The organism is Halorientalis sp. IM1011 (genome assembly GCF_001989615.1).
Taxonomy (GTDB): Archaea; Halobacteriota; Halobacteria; order Halobacteriales; family Haloarculaceae; genus Halorientalis.
Genome location: NZ_CP019067.1, coordinates 867,916 through 891,446 on the forward strand (window position 1 = coordinate 867,916; position 23,531 = coordinate 891,446).

At 67.4% G+C, this 23,531-nt stretch carries 29 protein-coding genes and 1 tRNA gene; 7 read left to right on the forward strand and 23 right to left on the reverse strand.

What is annotated here, in order from left to right; genetic code table 11:
• Positions 1-19: 19 nt before the first annotated feature.
• The 5 genes from BV210_RS04425 to BV210_RS04440 all read right to left on the reverse strand — a co-directional run bounded on the left by BV210_RS04425 (position 20) and on the right by BV210_RS04440 (position 3,041).
• Entirely contained in the window at positions 20-469 is a 450-nt protein-coding gene (locus BV210_RS04425; RefSeq protein WP_077205473.1) for a hypothetical protein, read from the reverse strand.
• The gene (locus BV210_RS19690) at positions 466-636 is read right to left on the reverse strand and encodes a hypothetical protein (protein ID WP_157525802.1); all 171 of its coding nucleotides are present in this window, start codon (positions 634-636) and stop codon (positions 466-468) included. The genes BV210_RS04425 and BV210_RS19690 overlap by 4 nt, the downstream gene beginning before the upstream one ends.
• Positions 637-773: 137 nt before the next feature.
• Complete coding sequence (locus tag BV210_RS04430; protein WP_077205474.1) at positions 774-1,373, reverse strand: CoA pyrophosphatase; 600 nt, start codon at positions 1,371-1,373, stop codon at positions 774-776.
• A gap of 57 nt (positions 1,374-1,430) precedes the next feature.
• Positions 1,431-1,901 carry a hypothetical protein gene (locus BV210_RS04435; protein WP_077205475.1) on the reverse strand — a complete coding sequence of 157 codons (471 nt, stop codon included), beginning with the start codon at positions 1,899-1,901 and terminating at the stop codon, positions 1,431-1,433.
• A 42-nt stretch (positions 1,902-1,943) separates the two neighbouring features.
• Positions 1,944-3,041, reverse strand: a complete 1,098-nt coding sequence (locus BV210_RS04440; protein WP_077205476.1) for a glycosyl transferase family 2 — start codon at positions 3,039-3,041, stop codon at positions 1,944-1,946.
• 145 nt (positions 3,042-3,186) lie between these two features.
• Here BV210_RS04440 and BV210_RS20180 point away from each other — a divergent pair, with 145 nt between their 5' ends.
• Positions 3,187-3,357 carry an HVO_0758 family zinc finger protein gene (locus tag BV210_RS20180; RefSeq protein ID WP_172824873.1) on the forward strand — a complete coding sequence of 57 codons (171 nt, stop codon included), beginning with the start codon at positions 3,187-3,189 and terminating at the stop codon, positions 3,355-3,357.
• Here the strand turns inward: BV210_RS20180 and BV210_RS04445 are convergent, their stop codons facing one another.
• The 9 genes from BV210_RS04445 to BV210_RS04485 form a co-directional block, all read right to left on the reverse strand.
• The gene (locus tag BV210_RS04445; protein WP_077205477.1) at positions 3,358-4,446 is read right to left on the reverse strand and encodes an aldo/keto reductase; all 1,089 of its coding nucleotides are present in this window, start codon (positions 4,444-4,446) and stop codon (positions 3,358-3,360) included.
• 60 nt (positions 4,447-4,506) lie between these two features.
• Positions 4,507-4,929 carry a hypothetical protein gene (locus tag BV210_RS04450; protein WP_157525804.1) on the reverse strand — a complete coding sequence of 141 codons (423 nt, stop codon included), beginning with the start codon at positions 4,927-4,929 and terminating at the stop codon, positions 4,507-4,509.
• A 243-nt stretch (positions 4,930-5,172) separates the two neighbouring features.
• A complete protein-coding gene (locus tag BV210_RS04455; RefSeq protein ID WP_077205479.1) occupies positions 5,173-5,577 on the reverse strand; it encodes a type II toxin-antitoxin system VapC family toxin in 405 nt (134 codons plus the stop codon).
• Positions 5,578-5,793, reverse strand: coding sequence for an antitoxin VapB family protein (locus BV210_RS04460; RefSeq protein WP_077205480.1), 216 nt, complete (start codon positions 5,791-5,793; stop codon positions 5,578-5,580).
• Positions 5,794-5,868: 75 nt separating this feature from the next.
• Positions 5,869-6,939: a DUF4352 domain-containing protein gene (locus BV210_RS04465; protein ID WP_077205481.1), complete on the reverse strand. Its 1,071-nt coding sequence runs from the start codon at positions 6,937-6,939 to the stop codon at positions 5,869-5,871.
• A gap of 59 nt (positions 6,940-6,998) precedes the next feature.
• A complete protein-coding gene (locus BV210_RS04470) occupies positions 6,999-8,171 on the reverse strand; it encodes a bifunctional oligoribonuclease/PAP phosphatase NrnA (RefSeq protein WP_084802557.1) in 1,173 nt (390 codons plus the stop codon).
• 100 nt (positions 8,172-8,271) lie between these two features.
• On the reverse strand, positions 8,272-9,162 hold the full coding sequence (locus tag BV210_RS04475; protein ID WP_077205483.1) for an SDR family oxidoreductase: 891 nt from the start codon (positions 9,160-9,162) through the stop codon (positions 8,272-8,274).
• Positions 9,163-9,164: 2 nt separating this feature from the next.
• A complete protein-coding gene (locus BV210_RS04480; protein ID WP_077205484.1) occupies positions 9,165-9,590 on the reverse strand; it encodes a DUF5791 family protein in 426 nt (141 codons plus the stop codon).
• 35 nt (positions 9,591-9,625) lie between these two features.
• A complete protein-coding gene (locus BV210_RS04485; protein WP_084802558.1) occupies positions 9,626-10,699 on the reverse strand; it encodes a bifunctional oligoribonuclease/PAP phosphatase NrnA in 1,074 nt (357 codons plus the stop codon).
• Between the two features lie 174 nt (positions 10,700-10,873).
• Between BV210_RS04485 and BV210_RS04490 the strand changes: the two genes are divergently transcribed.
• Positions 10,874-11,626 (forward strand): hypothetical protein, encoded by a 753-nt coding sequence (locus BV210_RS04490; RefSeq protein WP_077205485.1) that lies wholly within the window; start codon positions 10,874-10,876, stop codon positions 11,624-11,626.
• A gap of 130 nt (positions 11,627-11,756) precedes the next feature.
• Here BV210_RS04490 and BV210_RS04495 read toward each other — a convergent pair whose 3' ends face one another.
• Both BV210_RS04495 and BV210_RS04500 read right to left on the reverse strand, forming a co-directional pair.
• Complete coding sequence (locus BV210_RS04495; protein ID WP_077205486.1) at positions 11,757-13,238, reverse strand: AMP phosphorylase; 1,482 nt, start codon at positions 13,236-13,238, stop codon at positions 11,757-11,759.
• Positions 13,239-13,285: 47 nt separating this feature from the next.
• Positions 13,286-13,759, reverse strand: a complete 474-nt coding sequence (locus tag BV210_RS04500; RefSeq protein ID WP_077205487.1) for a DUF4112 domain-containing protein — start codon at positions 13,757-13,759, stop codon at positions 13,286-13,288.
• Positions 13,760-13,863: 104 nt separating this feature from the next.
• Between BV210_RS04500 and BV210_RS20185 the strand changes: the two genes are divergently transcribed.
• Both BV210_RS20185 and BV210_RS04505 read left to right on the forward strand, forming a co-directional pair.
• Complete coding sequence (locus BV210_RS20185) at positions 13,864-14,007, forward strand: hypothetical protein (protein WP_172824874.1); 144 nt, start codon at positions 13,864-13,866, stop codon at positions 14,005-14,007.
• Between the two features lie 84 nt (positions 14,008-14,091).
• The gene (locus BV210_RS04505) at positions 14,092-14,562 is read left to right on the forward strand and encodes a phosphopantetheine adenylyltransferase (RefSeq protein WP_077205488.1); all 471 of its coding nucleotides are present in this window, start codon (positions 14,092-14,094) and stop codon (positions 14,560-14,562) included.
• Here the strand turns inward: BV210_RS04505 and BV210_RS04510 are convergent, their stop codons facing one another.
• Both BV210_RS04510 and BV210_RS04515 read right to left on the reverse strand, forming a co-directional pair.
• Positions 14,563-15,018 (reverse strand): universal stress protein, encoded by a 456-nt coding sequence (locus tag BV210_RS04510; protein ID WP_077205489.1) that lies wholly within the window; start codon positions 15,016-15,018, stop codon positions 14,563-14,565.
• 71 nt (positions 15,019-15,089) lie between these two features.
• Complete coding sequence (locus tag BV210_RS04515; RefSeq protein ID WP_077205490.1) at positions 15,090-15,527, reverse strand: bifunctional nuclease family protein; 438 nt, start codon at positions 15,525-15,527, stop codon at positions 15,090-15,092.
• A 90-nt stretch (positions 15,528-15,617) separates the two neighbouring features.
• Here BV210_RS04515 and BV210_RS04520 point away from each other — a divergent pair, with 90 nt between their 5' ends.
• Complete coding sequence (locus BV210_RS04520) at positions 15,618-16,406, forward strand: enoyl-CoA hydratase/isomerase family protein (protein WP_077205491.1); 789 nt, start codon at positions 15,618-15,620, stop codon at positions 16,404-16,406.
• On the opposite strand, the gene BV210_RS04525 is transcribed toward BV210_RS04520, so the two are convergent.
• A complete protein-coding gene (locus tag BV210_RS04525) occupies positions 16,407-18,716 on the reverse strand; it encodes a cation-translocating P-type ATPase (RefSeq protein WP_084802559.1) in 2,310 nt (769 codons plus the stop codon).
• 160 nt (positions 18,717-18,876) lie between these two features.
• Here BV210_RS04525 and BV210_RS04530 point away from each other — a divergent pair, with 160 nt between their 5' ends.
• Positions 18,877-19,128: a hypothetical protein gene (locus BV210_RS04530; protein ID WP_077205492.1), complete on the forward strand. Its 252-nt coding sequence runs from the start codon at positions 18,877-18,879 to the stop codon at positions 19,126-19,128.
• A 6-nt stretch (positions 19,129-19,134) separates the two neighbouring features.
• Here BV210_RS04530 and BV210_RS04535 read toward each other — a convergent pair whose 3' ends face one another.
• Both BV210_RS04535 and BV210_RS04540 read right to left on the reverse strand, forming a co-directional pair.
• On the reverse strand, positions 19,135-20,463 hold the full coding sequence (locus tag BV210_RS04535) for a cytochrome P450 (protein ID WP_077205493.1): 1,329 nt from the start codon (positions 20,461-20,463) through the stop codon (positions 19,135-19,137).
• A gap of 628 nt (positions 20,464-21,091) precedes the next feature.
• Positions 21,092-21,176: transfer RNA gene (locus BV210_RS04540), tRNA-Ser, on the reverse strand.
• 105 nt (positions 21,177-21,281) lie between these two features.
• On the opposite strand from BV210_RS04540, the gene BV210_RS04545 reads away from it, so the two are divergent.
• On the forward strand, positions 21,282-22,229 hold the full coding sequence (locus tag BV210_RS04545) for a MoxR family ATPase (RefSeq protein ID WP_077205494.1): 948 nt from the start codon (positions 21,282-21,284) through the stop codon (positions 22,227-22,229).
• Here BV210_RS04545 and BV210_RS04550 read toward each other — a convergent pair.
• Positions 22,226-22,999, reverse strand: a complete 774-nt coding sequence (locus tag BV210_RS04550) for an MBL fold metallo-hydrolase (protein ID WP_077205495.1) — start codon at positions 22,997-22,999, stop codon at positions 22,226-22,228. The two genes, BV210_RS04545 and BV210_RS04550, sit on opposite strands and share 4 nt — an antisense overlap.
• Positions 23,000-23,038: 39 nt before the next feature.
• Positions 23,039-23,326 (reverse strand): helix-turn-helix domain-containing protein, encoded by a 288-nt coding sequence (locus BV210_RS04555; RefSeq protein ID WP_077205496.1) that lies wholly within the window; start codon positions 23,324-23,326, stop codon positions 23,039-23,041.
• Between the last annotated feature and the right edge of the window lie 205 nt (positions 23,327-23,531).

The window sequence follows — 23,531 nt, forward strand, 5'->3', positions numbered from 1 at the left end:
TTCTCCGGCCCGGTCGCACTTACCGGCGTCGGCGGACGGCGTCGACCAGCCCGACCAGCGTCAACGTGCCGAATAGCGCCAAACTCGCGTAGAGCAGCAGCAGCTCGGGGATGTCGATCCCGGCCCATTCCACCGCGATGCCGGCCAGCACGACGAGGTCGTCCAGCACGACGAGGGGGAAGAAAAGCGACAGCGCGAGGACGGCCGCGACGCCGTAGGCGATCCGGCGAGCGACCGCCTCGTCGACACTCCCCCGGCGCTGGTGGTACGCCGAGTAGACGATGACCGCGAATCCGAGACAGAACACGGTGACGGCGGCGATCCTGAAGGAGACGTAGACGAACAGATCGGCCGCCCGGGCGGCCGCGGCGGCCAGTCCCGGCGACGTTTCGAGGACGGCGGCCACCACCGTCAGGACGAGGCCGACGACGCCGACGACACCGGCCGCGCGGGCCCGACCGACACTCATCGTCCGAGCGCGTCGAGGCTGCCCCTCACCAGGACCGGTTCCCGACGGGCGGCGTAGTCCCCGATCGCGTCGACCGGGAGCGACGCTGCTCGTGAGACGTCGACCGCCGTGGGTTTCAGCGCCACCGCGTCGATGCTCGTCCTCGCCAGCACACTCTCGCTCACCATACTCTCGATCGGCCGCGTCCCCGCGGCCCGTTGTGCGCCAGTGTGGGAGTGGCCCGCAAAACGCTGTCGTTCCTGTTTCGCTACATCGGGCGGTCCGCATCCTCCGAACGCGTACCTCGATTCGCGTCCGCCGGCCGCTACATTGGGAGGTCCGCGTCCGGATCCACCTCTCGATCCACTTCCGGTGGCATCTCCCAGTCGGTCGTGAGTTCCAGCAACTGCACCAGAATCCGTGCGGTCGCGCCCCAGACTGTGTAGCCGTCGACGTTGAAGAAGTGCAGACGGATGTCGCCATAGTGGGGGTGGTCCCGGCGCTCGGACTCGTAGTTGTCCAGATCGGTGAGGTCGTCGACCGCGAGGACGGCAATCTCGGCGACCTCACGCTCGTCGGGCGTGTACTCCCTGTCGGGGATCGTTCCGACGAACGGCCGGACGGAGTACCTGGTTACGGTACTGATGTCGTCGATGCGGCCGACGATGTCGGCCTCGTCGGGGTTCAGGCCGATCTCCTCGTTGGCCTCACGGAGCGCGGTCGCTTCCAGATCGGCGTCGCTTGGCTCGCGACCACCGCCGGGGAAGCTCATCTGGCCCGGGTGCTCCCCGAGGTGGTCCGCCCGTTTGGTGAAAAGCAAGTGTTCGCCGCTGTCGCGGGTGATGATCGGCGCGAGCACGGCGGCCTCGCGCTCCTCGTCGCTTATTCCGGTCGCCCGGAAGTTCCCGACCCGCTCCAGGTCCATACCCCCCATGTGGTCCCGCGCGCTCTTAATTTACCCGGGGTCACTCGCTCACGTGGGTCATGCTAACGCATCGTCGAGTCGTTCACGCGCCGACGCGAGGTCCACCGGACCCCACACTTCGAGTTCGTAACTCACGTCCAGCAGTTCACGAATGCGCGCCTCGTTCTCGTCGGCGACGGCCTCGGCCGTGTCCGACCGGAATTTCTCTTCGGCGGCCGCCCCAATCCGGTCGCGGTCGACCGAGCGGGCCGGCACGTCCAGCATGTGTGGCAGATCCGTCGCGTTCTCCGGGAGTTCCGGGAACGCCACCGGTCCGGGGACCAGCCACGGATCGTCCGCGTCCGCCGGCTCGAAGGCGACCAGGTGGTACGTCTCCAGGGCGGCCGCGATATCGCCGTCGAAGGCACTCGGATCCAGTTCCTCGCCCTGCCGGTAGGCGAGTTCGACCAGCGCCCGCCGGAGTTCGTCGGCCGTCAGCGCGTCGAACAGGTCGACGATCCCTGCCAGTTCGTCGCCCGTCACGTCCATGCTCCGACCGGCGAGTGGCACCCTCTTTACTCTGGCGCAGGGCTACCGATCGGTCGCGCGGTCGAGCCCCCGCCGGGCGGCCCGTTCGACCGCGCCGGGGTCGAGATCCGTCTCGTCCCAGGCGGGGAGCCTGGTGTCCTCGGCGGGCGGCGCGACGGCCTCGGCGTAGGTGTCGACCTGCTCGCGCTCGCCGGCAGCGTCGAACGCGAACCCGTTGAACGCCGCGTCGGTCCCGTACTGGTCGACCAGTTCGTCCGCTGTCTCCCGGTAGCGTTCTCGGAGTCGGTCGTAGTCGGGGTCGAGGCCCGCATCCTCGACGGCGTGGAACAGGGCGGTCGCGACCTCGCGACACATATCGCCCAGACCCTGCGGGCCGCCGACCGCCCGGTGGTCGTGTTCGTGCCGGCCGAGGTCGACCTGTGCGGTGCCGTCGAAGCCGGCCGTCGCGAAGGCGTCGCCGAGCGTCCCGACCTCCAACCCCCAGCCCCGCTGGGCCCGGAGGCGGCGGGCGAGGTCGCTCGTGGCCGCGAACTCACCGGCCAGCGCGTAGCGGAAACTCGCCAGGTAGTCGACGACCGGCGCGTCGTCCGTCTCGGCGAGCGCCCGGACCAGCGGCGTGTAGAAGAGGCGAAAGAGGCGGCCGTAGAGCCGGTCGTTCTCGACGCGAGCGTAGTAGCCCTTCGAGAAGTCGTAGCCGTGGGCGAGCGGGAAGAGCAAGCGTGGGACGTGAGCCCGCGAGTAGGTCGTCGCGTCGGCGTCGTGGACCGCGACGTACTCCTCCTGGGCTGCGAGCCCGAGCGCCAGCCACACGTCCCGGCCCTTCCCGGCCGGACCGTTCAACCCGTGCTCGCCGATGGCGTCCCGGACCTCCGGGGCGTTACACCAGAGGACCTCGGGGCCGAGTTCGAAGGAGTCGAGCCAGCGGGCGACGGTGTCGACCCGCTCCTCGCTCGCCCGGAGCGCGACGATCACGCGGGCAGGGTCGACCCGATCCAGCGTCGTCAGCACGCGCTCGGCCGCGAGGCTGGCGTGTTCCCGCTCGGTCAGTGGGACCACGACTGCGGCGTTCTCCGTGGGGGCCTCGGGAACCCGGTCTTCGAACGCGTGGAGCGTCGCCACCCGCTCCTGAACGTATTCCATCGGCCCGTCGTTGGGCCTGCCCCCGAAAAAAGCCGCCGTTCTCGTCCCTGCGTCGGCTTCCTGACCAGTGTCCAGACACCGTCGTCGAACGCGCGTCAGACGGGACAGCACGGGCTTTTTACTGTGGCCGCCAGTAGAGTCGGGCATGGACTCCGTCCGCAAGGGGCTACGCTCGGGCGACATCGAGAAGGACACCTACGAGCGGCTCACCTGTGCGGAGTGTGGGGAGCAACTCGGGACGAAAAACGACCCCGACGCGCTCAACACCGTCAGGTTCTGTCCCAGCTGTGACCGCGAGTGGGAGAAACTCGGCTAGTCACTCGAAGACCGCGTCGAAGGCGTCGGCGCCGAGCGGCTGGAAGGTACCCGCCGCGACGTTTTCGGCCACGTGAGCCGGCGATCCCATCCCGACCAGCGAACTCGTCACGCCGGGAGCGCTCCGCGCGAAGTTGATCGCCCGCTGGGCCCGGGTCTCCCCGTCGAGTCTCGCTTCCACCTGTTCGGGCATCTCCGTCGCCAGCCGTCCCTGCATGATCGAGGCGCTGGTGAACACGTCCAGTCCCGCGTCGTTGGCGAACCACAGCGCCGACTGTGGGCCGTCCGCGCCGTCGTGTGCGGCGACGGTGAACGCGTCGGCCATGAACACGTTGAAGGGCAACTGGATCGCCCGGAGGTGGGTCGAGTCCGTCCCCGCACGGTCCGACGCCGTCCGCGCACGCGAGACGACCTCCGGGAGCGAGAGGTAGCTGTCGTCGTCAGGTCCCACCCGGAACGACTCCCAGGACGCCACCCCGTAGTGGCGCAGGTCCCCGTCGGCCGCCCGCTCTTCGAGGCGGGTGAACGTGTCCTCTAGCTGGTCGTAGACCGCCTCCCGGGACTTCGCTTCGAGTTGGGTCTCCGGATTGTGGACGTAGTAGAGATCCACGGTGTCGAGTCCGAGGTTGTCCAGCGACCGATCCAGCTGGTCGTCGATGTAGTCGGGCGCGATGCAGTGCTGGCCCCGAACGAGATCGTCGGGGTCGACCAGTCCCGTCTCCACGTACTCCTCGCGGATGAACTGGCCCGGGTCGGCGGGGCGCTCTCCGTCGAAGGGGACGAACCCGCCCTTCGTCGCGACCAGTACGGCCTCCCGGTCCACGTCGGCGGCCTCGATGCCCTCGCCGACGACGCGTTCGGAGCGCTGACACCGGTAGTTGATCGCCGTGTCGACGACGTTGACGCCCGATTCGAGGGCTTCGACGATGGCCTCGTGGTAGTCCTCGTCGGCCTCGTCGGTCGGGTCGCCGAGGTAGGTGCCGACGCCGACCGAGGAGACGACGCAGTTCCCGAAGGAGCGGAAGTAGGTGCGGGCGAACCGCTCGTGGTGGCGGTCGCGATAGTCCCAGGTTGCCTCGCGGGTAGCCATGGGCGTGGGTTGGAGCGCGGGCAGTAAAGGCGGGACGGTCGCGGGCCGGTTTTCGTCTCCTCAGTCGAAACACTGGACAGGATCGCCGCTTCCCCATGGGTCCGGTATCAGTGCTTGCTCTTTCTCGTCGTCCAGAAACCCCTTCCGGTGGGCGCGCACGACCACCGACTCGTCGACGTAGTAGGTTGCGTAGTTGGTGGGCGAATCGGAGTGGACGGTACTCCCCGCATGGTTCTCGAATCCGTAATGGTAGCTGTACCGGAACCGGACGATCGCGGCATCCGGCGGTGCGTCGAACGTTCGCGCATCGCCGCTCAGCCCGAATCCGGTTACCCGTCCGCGGGTCTCGGAGCGTATTCGCTTCTGCACTAAGGCATGCTCGTACTGTTTGACGTACCCGACGACAGCCTGATCGTCACCCAGCGGCGGCGGTCCGTCGTCGGGATACTCAAGTGGCTCGACGGAGTCGCCGCGTTCTCGCACATCGTCGGTCAGCGTCGGCCGACTGGTCTCGCCGCAGTCGTATACGGGTGGTGAGGACCGTCCGCTCGGTGTCGGATCACCTGTGGTGCGGGTTGTAGGACTGTTCACGGAAGAGCATCCGGCGGTCCCGAGACCGAATCCGACACCGAGCAGGCCGAGGACGTGACGGCGACGCATGCGAACTCGACTGGCGGTGGTCACGGTAAGTGTTTTCTCCCGCTCGGGTGGGCGAAGTCGAGACCGTCACTCCGGCGTGTGAACGATGTCGACGTCGGCCAGCGAGTGAACCGGCCCTTTGTCGAAGTCGTGCTTGTTGTGGGTGACGAAGGTCCCGCCTTCGGCGTAGGCAGTTGCGAGGTTGAACAGGTCGACAGCGTCGAGGACGACGCCCTGGGACTGGAGTTTCTCGTCGAGATAGGACGCTTCGAGGGCCGTATCGTCGGTGAACGAGAGAATCCGGTCGAACGTCGACTGGAGACGGTGTTGTTCCTGCTGCATGTCCTCCCGATTGGTCTGGTACTGAAACGACTCCCAGGCGACGTGGGCGGGAATCGTCCACTCCTGGGAGCTGTACTGCTGGAGGTGCTGGATAATCGCCGGATCGGAGTTTCGGAGTTTCACCAGAACGTCCCTGTCGAGTGCGATCATCTACCGTCGCTCCTCCAGCGACTCGTTCAACCGCTCGCGTGCCTCGTCCATCCGTTCGATCTCCTCGTCGTCGACGGGTGGGAGCGATTCCGCGATCCGTTCCACGTCCTTTTCGGTCCGGCTGAGCCGTTCCAGCAAGTCGTTGAAACTCTCGTCGTCCCGCTTGAGGTCCCGTAACCGCTCTTTGACCTCCTCGCTGACCCGAATCGTACTCATGCGTATACGTTGTGTACGAGAGGGTGGTAGATGTTTCGCCGCTCCGCACCGGTTATTGTGTGGCGGTCCCGGGCGCTATCGCAACTGGAAGAAGGACTTGTCGCCCTCCGCGAACACGTCGAAGTCCATCACCAGGTACAGCGGGTCGATCCCTTCCGGGGCCTCGAACACGACCTCGCCCCGCCGCCGACCGCCCGGCGGGATCGGGTCCCCCTGCGAGAAGTCCCGGTCGGACACGCTCGCTCCCACGATGGAGATGTCGTAGGTCCGCCCACGACCGTCTTTCAGTTCCATCTGGAGCAGTGTCGAGACGGTCAACTCGTCGTCGCCGGTGTTCTCGACGGTAACGTCGACGAGGACGAACTCGTTGCCCTCGTCGGGCTGGGCGAAGCCCTCGCCCGAGGACGTCCGGACGCTGTTGACCGTGAACCGCGTGTCCTGGTAGTCGAGGGTGTCGCCGGTCTCGTACACCTCGACCTGCAGGTCCTGAGTCAGTGTCCGCCCGGACCCCCGCGACGCGAGGTCGATCTCTACCCCGTCGTATCCGATGATCGACTGGTCGAGGTCGACGTGGAGCGCGAGCCCGCTCGTTCCCTCGGGAACCTCGAACACGAGGGTCCCACGTGTGACCTCACCGGGCGCGAGTTCGCCGCTGTCGAGGGACCCCCCGCTCCCGGTTATCGTCTGGTCGTACTCGTAGTCCTCGTCGTCGTGCAGACTCACCTGCAGGAACGACGAGAAGTTCATGAACTCCTCGCTGGTCCTGTTTTTCGCGGCCATTTCTACGACGACGAACTCGTTGCCCTCGTCCGCCCTCGTAAACTGGCCGACCTGTCTTCGCCGTTCGACACTGTACGCGACCAGCGCGAGCTGGTCGCCCTCGATGACCTCGCCGAGTGCGGCGTCGACTGTCCCCGGTGTCGATCCGGTCCGGTCGGCGGACTCCGGGGTCCCGTCGCCGGCCGTGGAGCGGTCCGTCCCGTCGCCGGTTCCGTCGGTCACCTCCTCGGGCCGAGCTACGTCGTCCGACGAACAGCCCGCGAGGCCGACACTGGCCAGCCCCGCCAGCGCGAGTACGTACTCCCGGCGACTCCGATCGTTCGACAGGGACCTCCAGGCCGCTGCCGTGTCGTCGTCACGTCGCATACCTCGGGGTTTCGGCTCGGCTGAATAAAACTAGTGCTCGGAACGATTGCCGAAATCGACTATATGTCGCCGCTCATGGCGTCGAACAGCCGATCCGTCAGTTCGGGCATCGAGATGCCGGTCGAGGGGCCCAGGCCCTCCATGTGATCGAGCGAGATCTGGCCGCCGCCCATCCGGGCGTGGCCGCCGGCCTCGGCCATCGGGATGTCGTCGATGGCGGCCCGTAGCGTCTTGCCCATGTGGACGCGGTCGTCGCGGGACCGTCCCGACAGGTGGACGGTACCGTCTTTCTCGCCGGCGACCACGACGGCTGTGACGCCCTCCAGTCGGAGGAGTTCGTCGGCGGCCTGCGGGATGGCGTCGGCGTTGTTCACCTCGCCGACGTTGGCAAAGGCGAAGGCGTTGCGGACCTCGCGGTTCGTGATGGCGCGGGCCTTGACCTCCAGCACTTCGGCGTCGACCTCGGGGTTGGCGATGCGGTCGAGCATGTCCTCGTCGATCCCCTCGTAGAGGTAGGCGGCGGCCCCGAACTCGGCGGCCGAACAGCCCTTGGTGAGCTGTTTGGTGTCGGCCTGGATGCCGTAGATGAGGCCGGTGGCGAGGTCGGTCGGGAGCTGGTCGGTCCCCACTTCGTCGTCGGGGTCGACCGTCTCCCACCCCAGGTCCTCGAAGTACTCCGCACAGATGGTGGCGCAGGCGCCGGTGTCGGTGCGCACGTCGGTGAACTCCGAGCCCGTGCCCTCACCGGGGTGGTGGTCGACGACGGCGAAGGGGTCGACGCCGTCCGCGCCGGAGAAGCCTCTGGGTGTGTTGTGATCGACGAGGACGACTTCCTTGGAAGTGAGTTCGCTGGCGTCTTCGACGCGCTCGAAGTTCAGGTCGAGGACGGTCTCGAAGGCGCGGTTCTCCTGATGGCGGATCTGTCCGGTGTACTGCATCGTCGCGTCGGTGTCGACGGATTCGGCGAGCGTCCGGACGGCCATGGCGCTGGCCATCGCGTCGGGGTCCGGGTTGGGGTGCATCAACACCGACACCTCGTCGCGGGCGGCCAGCAGCCGCTTGAGCTTCGCCCCTTTCGGCCGGCGGAGGCGAACGACGAGCCAGGCGACGACGGCGAGCGCGACCAGCGTGGCGACAGCGACCGCCACGAGCGGTGGGCCTTCCAGGGCGAACGCCGCGGTGGTATCGACGACCGAATCGACACCGACACCACCCGCGGCTGCAAGTGGCATACTCGCGTTGTGTCTCGCTGGACGAACATGAATGTTCCCCATCTGTGCGATACCCCGATACGGGCGAATAGAGGGGCGCTACGCCCCCATTTCTCGGATTCTATTCGGCGGTACGATAGGCTTCGATGGCCGCCTGGTAGCCCTCGCGGTAGGTCGGGAACGCGAACTCGTACCCCCACTCGCGGAGTCGGTCGTTCGAACACCGTTTGCTCGTCTCGATCCGGCGACGCGCTGCCGCCGAGAGCGAGTCGTCGGCCAGCCGCTCTGCTTTCGTCCGTTTGGGTGGTTCCGGCAGGTCACACTGGGCGGCCAGCCAGTCCGCGAACTCCCACTTGGCGACAGGTTCGTCGTCGACCACCAGCACGGCGTCGTCGCGGCCGCGGTCGGTCTCCAGCAGGTCCCGGATCGCGCCGGCGGCGTCGTCCCGGTGGACCATGTTCAGGTATCCCTCCGTCACCGGCCCCTCGAGGTAGCGCTCCAGCCGGTACCGATCCGGGCCGTAGAGGCCGGCGAAGCGGGCGACGGTGCCGTCGATACCGTTCTCGCCGGCGACCTCGGTGGCGATCCGCTCGGCCTCCGCGAGGACCTCGGTCTTCTCGGTCGTCGGCTCCAGCGGCGTCTCCTCGTCCACCCAGTCGCCGTCGTGGTCGCCGTAGACGCCCGTGCTGGAGGTGTAGATCAGCCGTTCCGGTGGATTCTCGCGGGCGGCGAACTGCTCGACCGCCGTCCGGAGACCGTCGACGTAGATCTCGCGCGCGGCCTCGGCTCCGCGGCCGCCGGAACTGGCCGCGAACACGACAGCGTCGGCGTCGGGGACCCGCTGCAGGTCGGCGGGGTCGGTCACGTCCGCCTGCACGGCCTCGAAGCCCGCCGACTCGATGGCATCGACGCCCGAATCCGAGCGGCGGACACCGACCACGTCGTGCTCCGGGGTCAGTTGCCGGCCCAGTTCCAGTCCGACGTACCCGCATCCGAGGATGACGACGCGCATGGTCACTTCTTGCTCTCGATGAATCCGTGGAGTAGCGCGTACTCGGCGATGGTCATCGGGTGGCGACCCTCGACTTTCTGCTGGATCTCCTTGGCTTCGAGTTCGCTGTCGATCCCCGACTGGATCGCCTCCACGTCGAGGACGGCGGTGCTCATCCCCATCATGAGGATATCGCGGGCGTCGGCCACGAGGAAGTCCGCGTCGGGCCGATCCGGATCGGTCGCGAGGACGGCCGCGGCCTCCTCCAGTGTCAGGTCCGGCGAGTCACCGGCGACCAGCGCCGACAGCGTCGCCTCGTCGATGCCGGTCTCGGTCGCGACGGTCTCTATACCCTGGCTCTCGATCACGTCCGTGAGGACCGCCTCGTAGGCGGCCAGCAGGTCGTCGGAGTCGCGGTCCCCGACCGCCTCGAATTCGTCTCTGAGCATACCCGCCGGTATGGCGTCGGCACCTAAATCACTGCTCACCCGTCGTCGTCGAGGTGCATCGCGTCGAAAAAGCGGCCCCGGACCCGGCGGGCGGCGAAGGAGAGGAGGTCGGGGTCGTCCTCGTCGTGGTCGGCGAACAGCCCCAGCGGTATCTGCCCGCCGGCCATGTCGCCGTGGCCGCCGACCTGTCCCACGTCGGCGAAGGCGTCCCGGAGCGTGTCGGCGATGTCGACCCGCGAGTCGATCGAACGGGCGCTGAGCCGGACGGTCCCGTCGACCAGCCCGAACACCAGGACCGTCGTGATCCCTTCGAGGTTGAGGAGGAAGTCCGCGGCCTGTGGGATCGCACCGCCCTCGTTCGTCCGACCGACGATCCCGACCAGACTCGATCCGCGGATGGTGCGGCTCCGGATCGCCTCGCCGATGGCGTCGAGCATGGCGGGGGTAAAGGACGAGCCGTACATCTCCTCGACCAGCGGCACGTCGGCCTGCCGGAAGACGGTGAGCGCGGCCTGGTACTCGTCGGCGGTCGGGTGGCGCACGTAGTCCAGTCGCTCGCGGTGGATGGCGAAGAGCAGCGCCGACGCGACCGGCTCGGAGATTGGCACGTCGCTCCCCGTGAGATAGCCGACGAGGATCGACGCGGTCGCGCCACAGCGGTCCCGGAGATCGACGTACTCGGCATCGGGCGGTTCCGGGAAGTCGTGGTGGTCGATGACCACGTCGACGGTCGTCGAGGACGGGACGCTGTTGTTGACGCCGGGGATCGAGTGGTCGACGAAGGCGATGCGGTCGAACGCGTCGAGATCCGTGTTCTCGAGCTGTTTCAGATCCAGATCGAGCAGGTTGACGAACGCACGGTTCTGCTGGTGGGTGATCGAGCCGCCGTAGACGATCTCGATCTCGGGGACGCCCCAGGCGTCGGCGAGCAGTTCGAGCGCGAGCGCGCTCGCGATGGAGTCGGGGTCGGGGTTGTCGTGACAGACGATGCCCAGCGACTCCGAGTCGGCCAGGACGGACGCCAGGCGTTCGAGTCGCGCGGGGACCGACTGCGGAGCCGCCGGCTCCGAACCGCGGTCGTCCCCCTCGTCCTCCTGTACGGGCCCCATACGTTCTACCGGCGGCTTCGGCCCTATAAGCGTCCTCGCCGTGTAGCTGCCAGTCGGTTGCGACCGCCACCCGAAACCATATTAGGCCGCGCGTGGCGTTGGCTACTGTAACGGCGGGCGATATCGCGGATCAGGGGGTCGATACCGCCCGCGACGATCACGGGGTGGAAGACCATGGGAACACAACACGGGACGCCAGCGGACGAACTGACCTACTACGAACTGGACGAGTACTTCCCGACGACGGCCTGGCTAGAGACCTACGCCGAACGGTTGTGCGCCAGCGAGGCGCTCGACCGCGAGATGGACGGCTGGGGGGTCGGCTGGAACGGCGATTTCGTCTTCGAGATCCGGAACCTGCCGATCTTCGAGAACGCCGTCAACGACCTGCCCGAGGAACTCTGGCGCAACCTCGGGGAGGCCATCCGACAGCTCCCCGACAGCACGCTCGAAGCCGTCATGCAGACCGCGCCCGAGGAGATCCAGGAGAACGTCGAGAACCGGACCGGAACCCTTCAAGAGCGCGCGTCCGCGGAACTGCTCGAAACGCCGCTCGTCGAGTCACCGGAGAAGGTCTGGCCGGGGCTGCGCAACATCATGCCGGAGGTGCTCGACTCGCTGGTCGACGAACTCGACGACCACGTCACCGACGAGGGCCACGTCTTCGCCTGGCTCGAGATGGTCGACGGCGACTGCCGCGAGACCGCGACCATGCAGTCACTCGACGAGCGCGAGCACCGCGTCCGCATCGCCGGCGAGTACGAGGAGTGGAAACGCCTGCTCTCGGGTGATCTGTCCCTCCTCGACGGCGTGATGGGCGGCACGCTCCAGGTGACTGCCGACATGAAAAACACCCTGCAGTACATGGATGCCCAGCTCGTGATGGTCGACGTCGCCGCGGAGACGGACAAGCGATTCCTCTTCTGACCCACGTTCGCGGGAGCGATCGTCCCGAGAACTTGCCAGAGATCTCCGATCTCTGGAGACGTTTTCGTCGCGAGTGGTCCACGCGAAGCGCGAACCAGAGCGGGAAACGGTGGTCTGAACTGACCGCAGGTCAGGTGTACCGCTCGACGAGCGCTTCGTCGGGCCCGCTGACCCGGAGCGGGTGGTTCTCCCGTGCGAACTGGACTGCCTCGTCGAGTTTGTCCGCGGTTTCGGCGTAGACGGTGAACAGCGGCGCACCTTCTTCGACGGTGTCGCCGACTCGCGCCGCGAGGTCGACCCCAGCGCCTTTGTCCTTGGGCGCGCCGGCGCGGCGGGCGGTTTCGTTCACGAGGCGATTGTTGGCGTGGCCGACGAGACCCGCCTGCGGGGCCTCGACTGTCGCCGTGTGGCCCCCGAGTGGGAGGTCGGACGCGGTCACGTCGGGGTCGCCGTCCTGGGCGGCGACGATCTCGCGGAACTTCGCGAGCGCGCGGCCGTCGTCGAGGATCTGGGCGGCACCGTCCTCGCAGTCACAGGCCGACAGCACCATCTCGGCGAGGCTGACGCTTTTCTGCCGGAGGTCCTCGGGCCCCTCACCCTCGAGGACCGCGAGCACGTCCCGCGCTTCGAGGCCACAGCCGATCCCGGTGCCCACTGGCTGGTTGCCCCGCGTGATCGCACAGTCGACGTGCATGTCGAGGGCATCGCCGACCCGGTCGAAGTCCTCGGCCATCTCCCGGGCGGCGTCGAGGCTGGAGACCTTCGCCCCTTCGCCGTAGGGGATGTCGATGACGACGCGCGTCGACCCCGCGCTTTTCTTCTTCGAGAGGACGGAGGCGATCATCTGGCCCGGTGGGTCCAGCGACAGGGGCGTCTCGACGCGGATGATCTTGTCGTCGACCGGCGAGAGATTGACGCCGCCACCCCAGACCATACAGCCGCCGGTCTCGGCGACGATCTCGCGGATCTCGTCGATGTCGAACTCCACGTCACAGAACACCTCGACCGTGTCGGCGGTGCCGGCCGCGGAAGTGACCGCCCGCGAGGAGGTCTTGGGGATGGTCACGCCCGCGGCGGCGACGATGGACACGACGATGGGCGTCACGCGGTTGCCGGCGACGCCGCCGATGGAGTGTTTGTCGGCCACGGGGTCACCGTCCCAGTGCATCGTCTCGCCGGCGGCGATCATGCTCTCGGTGAGGTCGACGATCTCGGCCCGGGAGAGGCCGTTCGTGTAGACGCTGGTGACGAACGCCGAGAGTTCGGCGTCGGTGAGGCGGTCGTACTTGATGTCCGTGACGATCGCCTCGATCTCGTCGGCTTCGAGTTCGATGTCGTCCAGTTTCTTCCGGACGAACGAGGCCGAACTGGGATTCGGGGCGATGGACACACGGACTTCGCCCTCGATGTGGCCCAGCGGGCGCGTCACCGCCAGTTCACCCTCGTCGACGAGTTCGTCGGTCAGCTCGACGACGCCGATCACGGTCCGGCCGTCGTGTTCGATCTCGACTCTGTCGAGCGGGTGGACCCCGATCTCGGCGGCGTCACCCTCGTTGAGGAGTACCGTCGGCGTCCGCGTGCCGATGTCGATCTCCCGTGCCTGCAGTTTCATAGCCGTCCCTGTCGGCGAGGGAAAATAAGTGTCGGGAGGACGCCGCGTCAGTCCGCCGATTCCTCGACCTCGATCACCACGGGGTCGGGCTCGGTCGACCCGGTGACCGAATCCGGCTGGTCCGTCCCGCTCAGTTCGTCGAGCAGGAGTTCGACGTTGCGCACGTTCGACTTCCAGAACGCGTCGAAGACGGTGCCGACGAACGGGAGCGCACCGCCACCCACGTCGATCGCGATGTTGACCAGCATCCGCGCCAGCGTCGCGTACGAGACGCCGAGATACGCCGATTCGACGACGATGTACAGCGAGAGTCCCCCGCTGATCACGTCACCCACTACGGGTACAGCGCTCACCAGCGGATCGAGTCCGACACGCAACTCCGTGCCCGGGACCCGGACGCTCTCGTCCATGACGTAGGCGACGGCTTTGAGCCGGTCGACTGCTGCCTCGTCGATGCTGTCCGGCAGGTTCCGGTCCCCGTCGAACGTCTCGTCGAGTCGCGCCTCCAGATCCCAGCTCATACCCGAGGGGTTCGGTTCCGCGACGGATAAGACCGACGCCAGTCTTATTTGAATTTTGATAACCAGCCACAAAACACATGCCTGGGACGACGGGACGGGCTCGTATGCTTCAGGCAGCGTTCGAGGTGTGTACGGACTGTGGCAACCTGCACATGGAGGGCGGGACGGCTCCCGACCACGTCGACGAGTGTGCGGTCTGTGGCGGTCGCCTCGCCGACGTGGAACTCGACGACCTCGTCGGACTGTGAAGGGGGCCGGCCCCGCTCCCCTCCCGATCGGTGCACCGACACGCGGTCGTCGCCGTTGAAGTACCTGGCGCGTGAAAGTCGGCTGTGACCGGAACTCGCGTCGCCGTCGCCGGGACCTTCGGGCCGCTCCACGACGGCCACCGAAACCTCCTGCGGACGGCGCTGCAGTACGGGGACGACGGGGTGATCGTCGGACTGACCAGCGACGCGTTCGCGCAGGCGTCACGGACGCGTGCAGTCCCGCCATTCGAGCAGCGGCGCACAGCACTGAAAGCCGCGATCGAGGACCTCGACGAGTGGGACAGACCCGTGGAGATCAGACGGCTAACCGACGAGCACGGCATCGTCAGCGAGGACCCCGAGATCGATGCGCTGGTCGTCTCGCCGGAGACGGCGCAGGAACTGGCGGCGATCAACGACGGCCGACGCGAGAAGGGGTTCGAACCGATCCAGGGGATCGTCGCCCCCTACGTTCTGGCCGAGGACGGTGAACGTATCTCCTCGACCCGGATCGTTCGGGGCGAGATCGACGAACACGGGCGCGTCCGCGACTGATCACTCCGCGGCGTCCGCGTCGGGACGGATCGTCATCACCGGGGACGGCGAGGTCCGAACGACGCGTTCGGCGACGCTCCCGAGCAGGACGCGCCGCACGCCCGTCCGCCCGTGGGTTCCCATCACGATCAGATCGATCCCCTCGTCCTCGACGTAGTCGACGATCGCCCGGTGGGGGACGCCGACCAGAATCGCCTCCTCGGTGGGCCGGTCCGCGCGCTCGGCGCGGCTCACGATCTCGTCGACGTTCGACTGTGCGCTGGCTCGCAGGGTCGATTTCAGGTCGCCGACGTTCACGTCCGTCGGCGTCGTCAGTGCCACCTCGTCCACGTCGACGACCGCGAGGACGTGGACGGTCGCGTCGTAGCGTTCGGCCAGTCCGACGGCGTGATCCGCCGCGGCCAGCGCTCCCTCGCTTCCGTCGGTCGGCACCAGAATCGTGTCGTACTCGGTCATACGTCGGGATTCGATTCGATCGCGTAAATAAGGGTCGTCGGCTCCCAGTGACTGAGAGTCCACTCGCCCGGTCAGGTCCCCTCGACGTCGAACTCCTCGGGCGGGCGACCGGCGGCGTCGAGCACCTCGTCGGACACCAGGACCGGGCAGTCGACCCGGAGACCCAGCGCGATGCCGTCGCTGGGGCGGGCGTCGAAGACGAGTTCCTTGCGCTCGCCGCCGTGGTACTGCTCGGCGTCGATCTTGGCGTAGAAGGTGCCGTCGGCGAGGTCGTCGATGCGCACCTTGTCGATGGCACCGCCGAACTCGGCGACCATCTCGACGAACAGATCGTGTGTGAGCGGCCGGTCGAACGGTTCGCCCTCGATGGCCAGTTGCATCGACTGGGCCTGATCGCTGCTGACGAAGATCGGCAGGAGTTCGTCCCGCGCACGCAGGACGACGACCGGCGCACCCGAGCCTTCGTCGCCGACGCCGACACCGACGCCTTCGACGGTGGCCTCGTTCATACCCACAGTACGACCGGCGGGTATGAAAAGATATCCCGCAGGCGGGAGCGCGACCGAGCCTTTTTCTGTCCCTCGGCAGTCGGTGGGGCCATGCAATCGATCGGCTCGGGCACCGTCGCCGTCTCGTTCGAGGACCACCGCGCGGACGTGCTCCTGGATCGGCCGGAGAAGCGCAACGCGATGGACCTGACGGTCGTCGACGACCTCCGGGCGGCCATCGAGACCGTCGACGACCGCGAGGACGTGCGCGTGATGACCCTGCTCGGGAACGGTCCCGTCTTCTCGGCCGGGATGGATCTGGAACTGATGGCCGAGGCCGACATGGACGGCCACGACGAGATCTACGCCGGCCTCCGGGGCGTCTTCGACGGCATCGAGGCGCTGTCGGTCCCGACCGTCGTCGGCGTCGAGAAGGCCGCCATCGCCGGGGCCTTCGAGCTGACGCTGCCTTTCGACTTCCGGATCGTCGGTGCCGACGCCGCCTACGGCCTCAAGGAGACGAAACTCGGCATCTTCCCGTTCGGCGGCGGCACCCAGCGCCTCCCCCGGCTGATCGGGCTGGCGAAAGCGAAGGAGCTGGTGATGAAGTCCGATCAGATCGACCCCGAGGAGGCCGAGCGGGTCGGTCTCGTCAACGAGGTGGTCGAACCCGGGACGGTCGACGAGGCCACCCGCGAGTACGCCGACGAACTCGCGACGCGGGCCCCGATGGGGATGACGCGCGCCAAGGAGTGCCTGAACAGCGCGTTCGACGTGTCCCTCGAGGAGGGGCTGGACATGGAGTACGACCGATCGCGGGAGGTCTGGGACAGCCACGACCACCGCGAGGGGTTCGCGGCGATGCTGGAGGATCGGGAGCCCGAATTCGAGGGGGAGTGACTACAGATCCTCGGGCTTCAACCGCGCCAGTCGCATCGCGTTTCCGGTGATTGCGCTGGTCATGCCCACGTCTCCGATCAGGACGGCGTGGATGACGCCGACGAGGCCGAAGGGAATCCCGAGCGCGAGGACGGCCTTCACGCCCAGCGAGCCCCAGATGTTCTGCCGGATGACGCCGTTGGCCCGGCTGGCGAGTTTCGTGAGGTAGGGCAATCGGGAGAGGTCGTCGCCCAGCAGCGCCACGTCGGCGGTCTCGATGGCCGTGTCCGACCCGGCCGCGCCCATGGCGACGCCCACGTCCGCGGTCGCCAGCGCCGGCGCGTCGTTGATGCCGTCGCCGACCATCGCGACCTCGCCGAATTCGTCCTGCAGGCTCTCGACGGCCTCGACTTTCTCCTCCGGGAGCAGGCCGGCCCGGAACTCGTCGACGCCGACGTCCTCGGCGACGGCGCGGGCGGTTCCCTCGTTGTCGCCGGTGAGCATCACAGTGGTCAGTCCCTGCTCACGCAGGGCGTCGACGGTGCGGGCCGCGTTCGGCCGGATCGTGTCGGAGACGGCGATCAGGCCCTCGACCTCCGCCTCGGTGCCGACGAGGATCACGGTCTTGCCCTCGCTCTGAAGTCGCGGGATGGTGTCCTCGACGAGGTCGAGACAGCCCGCCCGCTCACACCGGTCGCGGGCGTCGTCTGGCAACTCGCCCGCGTCGGTCGTGAAGTGGACGTGACCGAGGTCGAAACCCAGGTCCTCGAAGAGTGCGGGCTTCCCGGCGAAGTGGGTCGCGCCGCCGAGGTCCGCGCGGACGCCCTGCCCGGTCAGGCTCTCGAAACCCTCGACCTCGCGGTCGCCGTCCTCGACGCCCTCGGCGCTGGCGTGACCGACGATGGCCGCGGCGATGGGGTGTTCGCTCCGGGCCTCCAGCCCGCGGGCACAGCGGAGCACGTCGTCCTCGTCGTTCCCGTTGAGCGGCACCACGTCGGTGACGCCGAGGTCGCCAGTCGTCAGTGTCCCCGTCTTGTCCAGCGCGACGGCGTCGACCTCGCCCATCGCTTCGAGGTGGTCGCCGCCCTTCACGAGGACGCCGTTGCGGGCCGCGCTCGTCACGCCCGAGACCACCGTGACCGGCGTCGAGATGACGAACGCGCAGGGACAGGCGATCACGAGAAAGGTGATGCCGTTGACGAGCCACTCGATCCCGGGCCACCCGAGGACCAGCGGCGGGACGGTCGCGGTGAGGATCGCCGCGGCGACGACGATGGGCGTGTAGTAGCCGGCGAAGCGGTCGACGAACTGCTCGCGGTCGGTCTTGCGCTCCTGTGCGCCCTCCACGAGGTCGATCACCCGCGAGAGCGTGGTGTCGTCGGCTCCCGCCGTGACCGAAAACTCCAGATAGCCGCTCTCGTTGATCGACCCGGCGTACACCTCGTCGCCGACGGTCTTGTCGACCGGGACGCTCTCGCCGGTGATCGGGGCCTCGTTGACCGCGCTCTCGCCCTCGGTCACCTCACCGTCCAGCGGCACCTTCTCCCCGGGTTCGACGACGACCGTCTCTCCGACATCGACTTCGCCCGCAGGGACCTCCGTCAGTTCACCGTCGCGCCGGACGAGGGCGCGTTCGGGTGCGAGTTCGAGCAACTCGGTCAGGGAGTTGCGCGCCCGGTCGACGGCGTGGCGTTCCAGCAACTCGGCGACGTTGAAGAGGACCGCGAGCGAGGCCGCCTCGATCAGCAGCCGCTCGGGCGTGAACAGCGACACCGCCGTCGCGCCGAGGATCGCGACGGTCATCAGGAAGTCGATGTCGAGACTCAGGTTCCGCGCCGAGTAGTAGCCGTTCCGGACGATCACTTCGCCACTCGCGGCGATGGCCACGAGCAGAACCACGTCGGCGGCGAACAGTGGGTGGCCGAACGGCCGGGCGACCGCCACGTCCAGCCCCAGCGGCAGGAACCGGACGGCGAGCCCGACCAGCAACAGCACTGCGCCGGCAGCGGTCTTTTTCGCTCGCGTGGTCTTCCAGACCGGTTCCGCCGCGGCCGGCCCCGCGCGCTCTGTGCCGGCTTCTGACGCGTCGGTCACCTCGTAGCCCGCCGCCTCGACTGCCTCGACGGCCGCCTCGCGCGCCTCGGCCGAGGCCGCCGTCAGCGTGACCACGCCCGTCGCCGGGCTGAACTCCGATCCGGTTACGCCCTCGACGCCGTCGAGCGCGTTCTCGACTTTCCCGGCACACGACGGACAGTCCATCTCCGGCACCTCCAGCCGGAGCTGGACCGCCTCGCCCGCGCCCCCGTCGCCGTCCACGATACCGTCGGTCATTACGTGACCGTAGCCGCTCAGGTCTTATTAATCGCGCTGTTACTACCCCGCCCCGTACTGCCTTTCCTTAATAATCGAGGGAGGATTTGTTAACAACTCGGCCTGGATCGATCAGGGTGGACAACGCGGTGCTTTTCACCTCGAACGCCCAAGGTCGGATATGGACGAACTGCTCTCCGGCGATGGGGGCGGAGTCAGTCGCAAGCGCGCGGCGCTCTGGATCGTGCCCTTTCTCGCGCTCGGGGTCGCGGACGTGATCCTCCTCCTCGGATGGGGGCTCGACGGGCTCTGGGGGTTCATGATCCTGCCGCCGATCCTGTTCATCTGCGTCCTCGCGTACATCGCCTTCCGGACCGGATTCGCGACGGATCGGACGGGTGATGTGAAAGGTGATGTCGAGCGAACGAAGTGATCGTCGTCAGCGCACCCGCGGCACCATCTCGACGGGGTCGGTCGGCGAGGCCGTCACACCTGACGTGAGGTCCAGCGGGCCACCGTCGCCGACCAGTTCGAGTCGGAACCGTCTGGCTATCGTCGCGAGAACGAGCTGGGCTTCCAGTTTCGCGAAACGCATCCCGATACAGCGCCGCGGCCCGCCGCCGAACGGGAAGTACGCGTAGTCGGGCCGGTCTCGGTCCTCGGCCCACCGCTCGGGGCGGAATTCGAGCGGGGCGTCGTACCACCGCGAATCCCGGTGGACGATCCACTGGGGCATCGTGAGGATGGACCCCGCTGCGACGGAACGGCCGCGCAACTGCACGTCCTCACTGGTCTCGCGGACGACCCGGTGGACCGGCGGGTAGTACCGCATCGCCTCCGTCACGACCTGCTCGGTGTAGGACAGACTCCCGAGATCGGCCATCGTCGGCACCGCATCGCCGAGCACGTCGTCGACTTCGGTGTGTAACCGCTCGCGAACGTCCGGATTCTCGGCCAGCAGGTACCAGGTGTAGGTCAGCGCAAGCGACGTGGTCTCGTGGCCCGCCAGCAGGAAAGTCACGAGTTGATCGCGGAGTGTCTCCCGCGTGATCTCGCCCTCGTCGTGGGCCACGAGCAGCGTCGAGAGCAGGTCGTCCCGGCCTGCGGCGTCGCCCCGACGGCGCTCGATCAGGTCGTCGATCACGCCGTCGACGGCGTCGACGCCGCGCTGGGCTCGCCGATCCCACGGCGTCGGCAACCACTCCGGAAGGAGAGTCGTCGCCGCCGGGGCCTCGGCCTGTGCACCGATGTCGCCCATCGCGTCGGCGATGGTCTCGACGTGGTCGCTGATGTCGGTCCCGAACAGCGAGCGCGCGAGGATCTGGACGGTGATCCGGCGCATCTCGTCGTCGACCGCGACCTGGCGGCCGTCCCACCACCGGTCGCTCACCTCCTCGGCGCAGTCCGTCATGACCTCGACGTACGAGTCGATCTTCTCGGGACCGAACGTGGGCTGGATGCGCTGGCGCTGCTCGCGCCACCGCTCGCCCTCGCTCGTCAGGAGTCCCTCGCCGAGCACACCACTCAGCTGCTCGCGCTGGAAGGCCCCCTTCTCGAACTTGCGGTGTTCGGTCGAGAGAACCCGCTCGATGTCCTCGGGGTGGGTGACGAGGTAGAACGGCATCCCGCCGACTTCGTAGGGTACGACGTCCCCGTAGTCGGTACACCGCTCGTAGAACGCGAACGGATCGCGCGCGAACTGGAAGGTGTTGCCGACGACCGGCCAGCCGTCCGGCCCCTCCGGCCCGCCCGCGTCTGTCTCTGCCATACTGTCGCATACACACGCCGCCGCTTGGTCTCACCGCCTCCCTTCACGGGGGTTTGAAAAGCGGTGGTGGTGGCGGTTCGTTCGTACCGCACCGGGGCGGAGATTTGAACTACGCGAACACGGTCTCTCCCTGCGGTCGAGCGTGCGTGTTCTCTCGTTCAAATTCCTGACGGCGTCTCCACTCACCGTATTGGTTCGTGGAGAACGCCGAGGAGGAGATTTGAACTACGCGGAGACGTTCCGGGCGTGCGGACTCGCTTCGCTCGGCCGGTCCGGGGCTGCGACTCGTCTGCTCAAATCTCTCGATTGCGTTTCCACTCGCCGTGTTGGCTCGTGGAAAACGCCGAGGAGGAGATTTGAACCACGCGGAGACGGTCACTCACTTCGTTCGCGCTGCGACTCCTCTTATTCAAATTCCAATCACCGTTCTGCCGACGGTACCGACTCGCGTAGCTCGTCGGGTTACGTCGGCAGAAGCGCCGAGGTGGAGATTTGAACCACGCGGAGACGGTCCTGCTCACTCGCTTCGCTCGTTGCGCGGGCTGCGACTCCTCTCGTTCAAATCTCCTGCGGATCATTCGCGGCGCTGACGGTTCGCTTCGCTCACCGTAATGCACCGCGAAAATGACGCCGAGGAGGAGATTTGAACTCCTGAGTCCGTGAGGACAGTTGCTCTCGAAGCAACCGCCTTGGCCAGGCTAGGCTACCTCGGCTCACCCAAACCTTCTGCCGGTTGGTCTTTATCCGTTTCGATTCGGAAGACGGACGAATCTTTCAACGACCCAACGGCTAAATGTGACGACGTGGATGGACCGGACATGGAAGTCCCCGAAGCGAGTTCCGCCCTGGAATCCGTCCGCGAGGAAGTCGGCTCGGCCGTCGTCGCCGACGACGAGTTCCTCGACACAGTACTATTGGGCATCGTCGCCCGCGGCCACGTCCTCATGGAGGACGTACCCGGCACCGGAAAGACCCTCACCGCCCGCAGCGTCGCCACGTCGCTCGGCCTCTCTTTCTCCCGCGTGCAGTTCACGCCCGACCTCCTCCCCTCGGACGTGACCGGGACGAACGTCTACAACGAGCGCGACCGCACCTTCGAGTTCGCCGAAGGTCCGATCTTCGCCAACGTCGTACTGGCCGACGAGATAAATCGTGCGCCGCCGAAGACCCAGTCGGCGCTTCTGGAGGCCATGGAAGAGGGACAGGTCACCGTCGACGGCGAGACCTACCAGCTTCCGGAGCCGTTCTTCGTCGTCGCCACGCAGAACCCCGTCGAGATGGAGGGGACCTTCGAACTCCCCGAAGCACAGGTCGACCGCTTCGCCGTCAAGACCGGGATCGGCTACCCCGACGAGGACGGCGAGGTGGAACTGCTGAAGCGCCGGCGCGGCCGGGACGCGCTCAGCCCGAGCGTCGAGTCCGTGCTGGCTCCCGGCGACGTGGAAGCCGTCCGGGAAGCGCCCGAGGCCGTCCGCGTCGAGGACGACCTGCTCGATTACATGGCTGCCATCGCCCGCGCGACCCGCGAGGACCGCCGTGTCGAGGTGGGCGTCTCACCCCGCGGAACCCAGCGGTTCTTCGAGACCGCCCGCGCCCGCGCCGTGATCGAGGGCCGGGAGTACGTCACACCCGACGACGTGAAGTGGGTCGCCGAGCCGACGCTCGCCCATCGACTGGTGCTCACGCCCGACGCGCGCGTCGACGACGTACGGAAGGAGTCGATCGTCCGGGAGATCCTCGACGAGATTCCCGTGCCCACGGTCTAACGTTCGACGCGCTCGCCGTCGAAGTCCAGGTCCCCTTCGACGGCCAGCTTTTCGAGGTGCGCGCGGACGGTCGCACGCGCGAGGTCCCGAACACCGGTGAGATCCTTCTCGTAAGCTCCGTCGAGGACCGCCTCGACCGTCCGGGCTCCATCGGCGACCGCGTCCCGGACCGTCCGTTCGCGGTCGAGGCGGTGGTCGAGCAGCCGCGTCAGCGTCGCCTCCGGATCCTCGATCACCGGTCCGTGGCCCGGATACAGCGTCTCGAAGCCGCGACCGCGGAGCCGGCGGAGGCTCGTCAGGTACGCGCGCATGTCGCCCTCGGGTGCGCCGACGACGACGCTGCCGGCCGCGACCGCGAGGTCGCCGACGACCGCGCCCTCGCCCCACGCGAACGCGACGTGTTCCTGCGCGTGGCCTGGCGTGTCGACGATCTCGATCGGGCCGTCACCCGTCTGGATGCGGTCGCCGGGGCGGAACCGGCGGTCGGGTGCGACGCCGGTGGCCCGCTCGAAGGCCTCGGCGCGGCCGGCGTGCGCCCACAGCGTCCCATTGCAGGCGTCGGCGTAGTCGGCGACTGCACCGACGTGGTCGGGGTGGTGGTGTGTCACTGCGACGTGGGATGGATCGGCCGCTGCAACGGCATCGTCGAGGGTGTCGGTTCGAGCCGCCGGATCGATCAGGAGAGCGCTGTCGCTACCGAGCAGGTACGCGTTCGTCGCGCCGCCGGGGCCGCGTGTGGCGGTCTCGACGGGAACCCGGGAAACGTCCATACCCCACCCCTGAGGTACGCCGGGCAAAAGAGCCTGCGGTCAGTTACTGAGGTAGTAGACCTGCTTGCGCGCGTCGTGGAAGCTGTAGCGCGATCCCACGAGCTCGGATTCCTCGAGCCGGTTCAGCGCGTACCTTACTGTGCGATCGGGCAGCAGCGACTCCTCGGCGAGCTGGCCCTGCGAGAGCGGCGCGTCGGTCTCCAGCACCTTGGCGACGAGTTTGGCGCTCGGGGGGAGTTCCCGGAGCCGCTCGCGGAACTCCGGATCCGCCAGCGGACTCTCCTCACTGTTCTCGGTGGCTGCACTTTCGTCCGGCGTCGTACTCATACCTGCACGTGGCCGAACACCACGGGTAAAACTTGGCTATATGTATGACAAAACAATTGGAACAAATAAGTGCGTATTATGCATCCTTATACAAAGTCTACCGACACAAATTGCCGGAACCGACATCGTCTCTCTGTCCGTCGGTTCCGGCCGGTCGCTACCGCGTTTCACCCCATATGTATTATCTGAGTTACCGTTCGTCGAT

Bases quoted from the DNA above. Each gene is read 5' to 3' on its own strand.
- BV210_RS04535 (WP_077205493.1), bottom strand. From the start codon at position 20,463: ATGGCAGAGACAGACGCGGGCGGGCCGGAGGGGCCGGACGGCTGGCCG.
- BV210_RS04555 (WP_077205496.1), bottom strand. From the start codon at position 23,326: ATGAGTACGACGCCGGACGAAAGTGCAGCCACCGAGAACAGTGAGGAG.
- BV210_RS04515 (WP_077205490.1), bottom strand. From the start codon at position 15,527: ATGAACGAGGCCACCGTCGAAGGCGTCGGTGTCGGCGTCGGCGACGAA.
- BV210_RS04545 (WP_077205494.1), top strand. From the start codon at position 21,282: ATGGAAGTCCCCGAAGCGAGTTCCGCCCTGGAATCCGTCCGCGAGGAA.
- BV210_RS04525 (WP_084802559.1), bottom strand. From the start codon at position 18,716: ATGACCGACGGTATCGTGGACGGCGACGGGGGCGCGGGCGAGGCGGTC.
- BV210_RS04480 (WP_077205484.1), bottom strand. From the start codon at position 9,590: ATGCTCAGAGACGAATTCGAGGCGGTCGGGGACCGCGACTCCGACGAC.
- BV210_RS20180 (WP_172824873.1), top strand. From the start codon at position 3,187: ATGGACTCCGTCCGCAAGGGGCTACGCTCGGGCGACATCGAGAAGGAC.
- BV210_RS04435 (WP_077205475.1), bottom strand. From the start codon at position 1,901: ATGGACGTGACGGGCGACGAACTGGCAGGGATCGTCGACCTGTTCGAC.
- BV210_RS04470 (WP_084802557.1), bottom strand. From the start codon at position 8,171: ATGCCACTTGCAGCCGCGGGTGGTGTCGGTGTCGATTCGGTCGTCGAT.
- BV210_RS04425 (WP_077205473.1), bottom strand. From the start codon at position 469: ATGAGTGTCGGTCGGGCCCGCGCGGCCGGTGTCGTCGGCGTCGTCGGC.
- BV210_RS04520 (WP_077205491.1), top strand. From the start codon at position 15,618: ATGCAATCGATCGGCTCGGGCACCGTCGCCGTCTCGTTCGAGGACCAC.
- BV210_RS19690 (WP_157525802.1), bottom strand. From the start codon at position 636: ATGGTGAGCGAGAGTGTGCTGGCGAGGACGAGCATCGACGCGGTGGCG.
- BV210_RS04490 (WP_077205485.1), top strand. From the start codon at position 10,874: ATGGGAACACAACACGGGACGCCAGCGGACGAACTGACCTACTACGAA.
- BV210_RS04475 (WP_077205483.1), bottom strand. From the start codon at position 9,162: ATGCGCGTCGTCATCCTCGGATGCGGGTACGTCGGACTGGAACTGGGC.
- BV210_RS04430 (WP_077205474.1), bottom strand. From the start codon at position 1,373: ATGGACCTGGAGCGGGTCGGGAACTTCCGGGCGACCGGAATAAGCGAC.
- BV210_RS04495 (WP_077205486.1), bottom strand. From the start codon at position 13,238: ATGAAACTGCAGGCACGGGAGATCGACATCGGCACGCGGACGCCGACG.
- BV210_RS04465 (WP_077205481.1), bottom strand. From the start codon at position 6,939: ATGCGACGTGACGACGACACGGCAGCGGCCTGGAGGTCCCTGTCGAAC.
- BV210_RS04460 (WP_077205480.1), bottom strand. From the start codon at position 5,793: ATGAGTACGATTCGGGTCAGCGAGGAGGTCAAAGAGCGGTTACGGGAC.
- BV210_RS04550 (WP_077205495.1), bottom strand. From the start codon at position 22,999: ATGGACGTTTCCCGGGTTCCCGTCGAGACCGCCACACGCGGCCCCGGC.
- BV210_RS04530 (WP_077205492.1), top strand. From the start codon at position 18,877: ATGGACGAACTGCTCTCCGGCGATGGGGGCGGAGTCAGTCGCAAGCGC.
- BV210_RS04500 (WP_077205487.1), bottom strand. From the start codon at position 13,759: ATGAGCTGGGATCTGGAGGCGCGACTCGACGAGACGTTCGACGGGGAC.
- BV210_RS04455 (WP_077205479.1), bottom strand. From the start codon at position 5,577: ATGATCGCACTCGACAGGGACGTTCTGGTGAAACTCCGAAACTCCGAT.
- BV210_RS04440 (WP_077205476.1), bottom strand. From the start codon at position 3,041: ATGGAATACGTTCAGGAGCGGGTGGCGACGCTCCACGCGTTCGAAGAC.
- BV210_RS04485 (WP_084802558.1), bottom strand. From the start codon at position 10,699: ATGGGGCCCGTACAGGAGGACGAGGGGGACGACCGCGGTTCGGAGCCG.
- BV210_RS04510 (WP_077205489.1), bottom strand. From the start codon at position 15,018: ATGACCGAGTACGACACGATTCTGGTGCCGACCGACGGAAGCGAGGGA.
- BV210_RS04445 (WP_077205477.1), bottom strand. From the start codon at position 4,446: ATGGCTACCCGCGAGGCAACCTGGGACTATCGCGACCGCCACCACGAG.
- BV210_RS20185 (WP_172824874.1), top strand. From the start codon at position 13,864: ATGCTTCAGGCAGCGTTCGAGGTGTGTACGGACTGTGGCAACCTGCAC.